We start from the raw sequence: 5,425 nt of genomic DNA, 5'->3' as shown, positions 1-5,425 counted from the left end.
TCGAAACGGCGCGGGGCTTAATCCAGGGTGGAGATGTAGTCCGCCACCGCGCTGATTTCCTCCTCGGTCAGCCGCACGGCGATCTTGTGCATCATGCCGTTCAAATCGTTGCTGCGGGCGTTGGTCTTGAAGTCCTTCATGGTCTTTTCGATGTAGGCGGCGTATTGCCCGTTAAGCTGCGGGAACACGGCCTTTGGGTTGCCGTTGCCGCCCGGCCCATGGCAGCCGGTGCAGGCCGGCACGCTGGTCGCGAGGTTGCCGGTCAGATAGATTTTTTCGCCCAGAGCGTTCGTCTCGCCCTTCTCGATGGTGATCTTCTGCTGGGAGTAATAGGCGGCGAGGTCGTCGATGTCGGCGTCCGTCAAAGGCTCGGCCAGGGCGCTCATGGTCGGCTCGGCGCGTTTCTGGCTCTTGAAATCGTGTAATTGCTTGGCGATGAAGGAGGCGTGCTGACTCGCCAGCTTGGGGAAAATCGGTGCGCTGCTGTTGCCGTCCTCGCCGTGGCAACCGCCGCAGGCTTCCGCCTTTTCTTTACCCGCCTTGGCGTCGCCCTGAGCCAGCGCCACGGACGCGCCGCTCAACAGAAGCAAACCAATCCAAAACCTGATTGTTCCCATGCCCGATACCTCGATTCGTAAGCGGAGTGTTGTCGATGGTTTATTGTAATTCGCTAGCCCCCGCCCTCGATAGCCGTGACGGGAGCCTGGGCGGCGTGGAACAAGCGTCTTGCCCCGGCACCCTTCGAACCCGCAATAAAATACGGGTACACTAGAAAAGTCAATTACTTCCCAAGGCACTACCCGAGTGAATCCTCTCTATCATCAGGCCAGTTTTGTCGCGAGCGCCTCCGCCCTGAATAACGCCCCGCCGGACCTGGGGGCCGAAGTGGCCTTCGCGGGCCGTTCCAACGCTGGGAAATCCAGCGCCATCAATCTCATCACCCAACAGAAGACCCTCGCCAGAGTCAGCAAAACCCCTGGCCGGACCCAATTGCTGAACTTTTTCCGCCTGGACAACCAGCGGCGGCTGGTGGACCTGCCCGGCTATGGCTACGCCAAGGTGCCGGTGGACACGCAGCAGTCGTGGGGGGCGATGATCGAAGGCTATTTGAGCCAGCGCCGCTGCCTGCGCGGCGTGTTCCTGATTATGGACATCCGCCATCCGCTGACGGAATTCGATCAGCGCATGATCGAGTGGTGCCTGCACTATGAGCTGGGCGTGCACGTCCTCCTGACCAAGTCGGACAAGCTCAGCCGGGGCGCCGCCACGGGCACCTTGCAAAAGGTTCGGCAAATGCTGGCCCTGGCCCATGGCGCCAATGCCGTCAGCCTGCAATTGTTTTCCGCGTTGAAGCGGGTGGGCGTTGAAGAGGCTCATGCGACGCTGGACAACTGGCTGGCCTCGCCGGAATCTGCCGAAGCGCTGGACTAAAGGCCCAAAAAAAGCCCCGAAGCAAAGGGGGATGCTTCGGGGCAGGAGTACCCGGTTGGGGAGACCGGGGTTCAGAACTACTCAAAAGGATGTGATGAGTAGTCGGCGTCGTTCCCGACACTTATCCGCTAGGACTTAGGCCGTTTGGCAAAGTTCCACATTCGGAACGACTCAGAGACCCGGTCGGGCTTGGGAACTTATCCTTCTAGCGGCTTCTCGAATGGGTGCCCCGCCGTGACGGGAGGAATCGTTCTGGCGGGCCGTTCCCGCCACTCATTCCCAACCGGACAAAACCATGAACATCAACAAATTCATTAATTTCAACTTCCATTTTTCCGTCTGGCTAGCCATCCTGGGGGGCATCGCCGCGTTCAATTTTCCCGACTTCATCATCCCGGATGAGGACGGCATGTACGGCCCTTTGCGCAATAACCTCCTGATCGCCATCGGTTATTTGGTCTTCAGCGAAATCGGCCTGTGGTACTTCTGTTATCTGCGCGGCGGTCACTTTGAGGCGCTGTTCATGGCCTACACCTTCCTCGCCACCGGCCTGGGTGCCAAGTTCTATGGCGAAATCAATGACCTGCCGGTGTCCGGGGTATTGACTGGGACGGCGCTTTATATCGCGGCCTCCCATGGCTGGTATTACTTCGCCAACCGCGACAAGGCCAACGAAACGACCTCCCAAGATTTTTAACGCCCACTAACGCTCCGCCATCCCAGTCTTTTTGTAGGTCGGGCTTTAGCCCGATCCCTATCAAACGGGGCGGCGGAGTCAGGCTAAAGCCTGACCTACATTCGCCTCCATGCTTTACGTCCGGCCCGAGCCAAGCACAGGCCCAGTCACCTACCCCGCCCACCCGCAAACCCGCGCCCCGCATCGTTTACAATGCGCCGATCCGCCACCGGATGCGCCATCCGGCCCGCCGTGCTAAAGTCTACCGAAATACTAGGTTTTACCATGTCCATCGACACCCTGCTGACCGCCCGTTGGATCATCCCGGTCGAACCGGACGGAACCGTCCTGGAAAACCACGCCCTGGCCCTGTCTGGTGGACGCATCGCCGACTTGATACCAGCGGATGTGGCGCGGGCCAAATATCCCACCGCCGTCGAGGAAAATTTCGGCGAGCACGCCTTGATTCCCGGCTTCGTCAACGCTCACACCCACGCCGCCATGGCCTTGCTGCGGGGCATCGCCGACGACCGTCCCCTGATGGAATGGCTCACCGATCACATCTGGCCACTGGAGCAGAAATGGGTGGGCGAGGCGTTCGTGCGGGATGGCACCGACCTCGCCTTGGCGGAAATGATCCGGGGCGGCGTGACCTGCTTCAACGATATGTATTTCTTCCCCGACGTGACGGCGCGGCAGGCGGCGCGATGCGGGATGCGGGCGGTGGCGGGGATGATCCTGGTGGATTTCCCCAGCGCGTGGGCGGGCGGGCCGGACGAGTATCTGAGCAAGGGCTTGGCGCTACACGACGAATGGGTTAATGACCCGCTGATTAGTCTGGCCTTCGCGCCCCATGCGCCCTACTCCGTGTCAGATGCACCGCTCATCAAAATGCGCACCCTGGCGGCGGAATTGGACCGGCCCATTCACATGCACGTCCACGAGACCGCCGACGAGATCGAGGGCAGCCGCAAGCAGTATGGGATGCGGCCCCTCAAGCGCTTGCAGCAATTGGATTTGCTCGGCCCGCACTTCGTCGCCGTCCACATGACCCATCTCACCGACGAGGAAATCGAATTGATGGCGAGTAGCGGCGCTAGCGTCGTGCATTGCCCGGAGTCGAATTTGAAGCTGGCGAGTGGCTTTTGCCCGGTCGCCAAGCTGGTGAGTGCGGGCGTCAACGTCGCCATCGGCACCGACGGCGCGGCCAGCAACAACGATCTGGACGTGATGGGCGAAATGCGGATGGCGGCGCTGCTCGCCAAGGCCGTGTCCGGTGACGCCAGCGCCATTCCCGCCCACACCGCCCTCCGCATGGCGACCCTGAACGGCGCGAAGGCGCTGGGCCTGGAATCGGAAGTCGGCTCGCTGGAAGTCGGCAAAGCCGCCGACATCACCGCCATCCGGATGGACGGCATCGAGACCCAGCCCTTGTTCCATCCCATTTCCGACCTCGTGTATGCCGCCAGTCGGCATCAGGTCACGGATGTGTGGGTGGCGGGCCGGCGCTTGCTGCGGAACCGGGAGTTGACGACCTTGAACAGCGGGGAAGTTTGCCGGAAGGCGGCGGGGTGGCGGGAGAAACTGTTTGCCGGGTGATGGTGTAAGACGTACCCAAGTGCGGCGGAAACCGTTCGCGAGTTAGGGCGCGTTCTCCAAAGCGCACATGGGTTGAGCTAGTATTGGCATGGATAGCCGAACTACTGGTCTCTGCGGGAAATGAAGGTTCGCGCTAGCTACATAAGCCTTGCCATTAACCAACCAATCAAACTAGGGGCAAACATGGAACCGAATTTAATCGTCAGACGCGACACCCCGGCCTGGCGGGCGCAGGTATGGGGGTCTTTCCTCGCCGCCGTGGCGCTGTGCGCCCTCGGGATTTGGCATATGCCGAGCGAATCCTTGGACCGGGCGTTCATCGCCGTGGGTTATTTCTTTTGTCTGTCCGCCGCGTTTACCTTGGCCAAAATGTTGCGCGACAATCAGCACGAGCCGGTGGATACCGCCGCTTGGCGCTTGCAGGTCTGGGTCGCCTTTATGATCGCGATTTCACTGACGGGCTGGGGTTTGTTTCGGATGAATATCGGCTTATGGGAAAAGGGGTATATGGTGTGCGCCTGGGTTTTCCTGATTTCATCGTCTTTTACCCTGGCGAAAACCCTCCGTGATGGCTATGAGGCGGATTTGATCGAGACGGCCCGGTATGGGGAAAACGGCGCGAAAGCGCCCGGTTAACTGGACGTCTTATGGTCGATGAAGCGGGCCTGGACCTCCAGGCGGCGGGCGCGGGCGCTGGCCAGTCCTGATTCAATGACGACAAGTTTGCGGGTCAGGCTTGTAATCTGCGCCGCTAGCGCCTGCTCCGGGGTTCGCCCGGATGTGGCTTGCGGCTGGTGGCGGTAGGCGGCGGGAATTTCCGCGAAGCGGTTCAAGGCGTCCGGCAGATAGCTAAGGATTGTTTGTCGAATGAAAAAGGCGTCTTGAAGGTCCAGCGAACCATCATCCAACGCCGCCGGGAAAATTGGCAGCAACCGGGCCAGCGTTTGGCGTAATTCCGCCATGGCCTCCGTCACGGTTTCCGGCCAAGCCGTTTCCTGACTGTGGGCAAGCCGGTCGAATTCCGCCGCCAAGTCCAGCGGTTCGTTAAGATGTCCGAACCTTGTTTCTCGCGCCTGTCGCCAGAGGACAGCGCCGCAGGTTAAAGCCCCCAAAATGGCGGCGGGCGCGAGATAGGCCGATCCGCCATGAATCAGCGAAAAGCCTGCGCCAGCGACGGCGACTAGGGCCAGCGAGGCTAGAACACGCGGCGCGAAGCCCCGCGCTTGGGCCGTGGCCTGGGTGCGCAGCATCCCTGTCAGGGAACCATCGGCCTGCCGTGGCCCGGTGGCCCGTAGCGCCCGCCGCAACGCCGTCTCGGAAACAACGGGCCGACGGCCCGCCACTGGCGCAGTCGCGGCTTTGAACGCACGTAATGCAGCGGTCGAGGGCGCGGACGGGCGCGGTTGAAACGGTTTTCTGGGCATGGCGGAGACTGTGAAGCTTTGGGAGGCTGGGACTATACGACCGTCTGGACTGGGGCGACAACCCGTTTTCATGGGCAAGGTAACACGGTGAAATCTCGGACAACCGTATTAAGCATAGGTATCAATAACATGACCGAATTATTGGAAAAAGCCTTCGCCGAAGCCACTAAACTTCCCCGGAATTATGTAGCAGCCGCACAAAGCCTCTGGCCGTGCTAAGCCTCGGACTTTCCCATGCCATTCCACGAGGCTGTCAGGGCCGAATATGGCGTTTTCTGGAGGACGATTCGCTAGC

Annotated in this window: 6 protein-coding genes; 4 read left to right on the top strand and 2 right to left on the bottom strand. The window is 60.7% G+C overall.

Annotated elements, in window-relative coordinates:
* Positions 1-17 precede the first annotated feature (17 nt).
* Positions 18-617 carry a c-type cytochrome gene (locus ACXWUF_RS17730; RefSeq protein WP_458495945.1) on the bottom strand — a complete coding sequence of 200 codons (600 nt, stop codon included), beginning with the start codon at positions 615-617 and terminating at the stop codon, positions 18-20.
* Between the two features lie 187 nt (positions 618-804).
* On the opposite strand from ACXWUF_RS17730, the gene yihA reads away from it, so the two are divergent.
* From yihA to ACXWUF_RS17710, 4 genes are all read left to right on the top strand, one after another.
* A complete protein-coding gene (gene yihA / locus ACXWUF_RS17725) occupies positions 805-1,431 on the top strand; it encodes a ribosome biogenesis GTP-binding protein YihA/YsxC (RefSeq protein ID WP_458495944.1) in 627 nt (208 codons plus the stop codon).
* Positions 1,432-1,726: 295 nt separating this feature from the next.
* Positions 1,727-2,128 carry a hypothetical protein gene (locus ACXWUF_RS17720; protein ID WP_458495943.1) on the top strand — a complete coding sequence of 134 codons (402 nt, stop codon included), beginning with the start codon at positions 1,727-1,729 and terminating at the stop codon, positions 2,126-2,128.
* 264 nt (positions 2,129-2,392) lie between these two features.
* Entirely contained in the window at positions 2,393-3,706 is a 1,314-nt protein-coding gene (locus ACXWUF_RS17715; RefSeq protein WP_458495942.1) for a TRZ/ATZ family hydrolase, read from the top strand.
* A 183-nt stretch (positions 3,707-3,889) separates the two neighbouring features.
* Positions 3,890-4,342 (top strand): YiaA/YiaB family inner membrane protein, encoded by a 453-nt coding sequence (locus tag ACXWUF_RS17710; protein ID WP_458495941.1) that lies wholly within the window; start codon positions 3,890-3,892, stop codon positions 4,340-4,342.
* On the opposite strand, the gene ACXWUF_RS17705 is transcribed toward ACXWUF_RS17710, so the two are convergent.
* Positions 4,339-5,130: a hypothetical protein gene (locus ACXWUF_RS17705; protein WP_458495940.1), complete on the bottom strand. Its 792-nt coding sequence runs from the start codon at positions 5,128-5,130 to the stop codon at positions 4,339-4,341. The genes ACXWUF_RS17710 and ACXWUF_RS17705 overlap by 4 nt on opposite strands.
* Positions 5,131-5,425: the final 295 nt, after the last annotated feature.

This window comes from Methylomagnum sp. (assembly GCF_054333355.1).
This window is presented reverse-complemented; position numbering and strand designations above follow the sequence as displayed.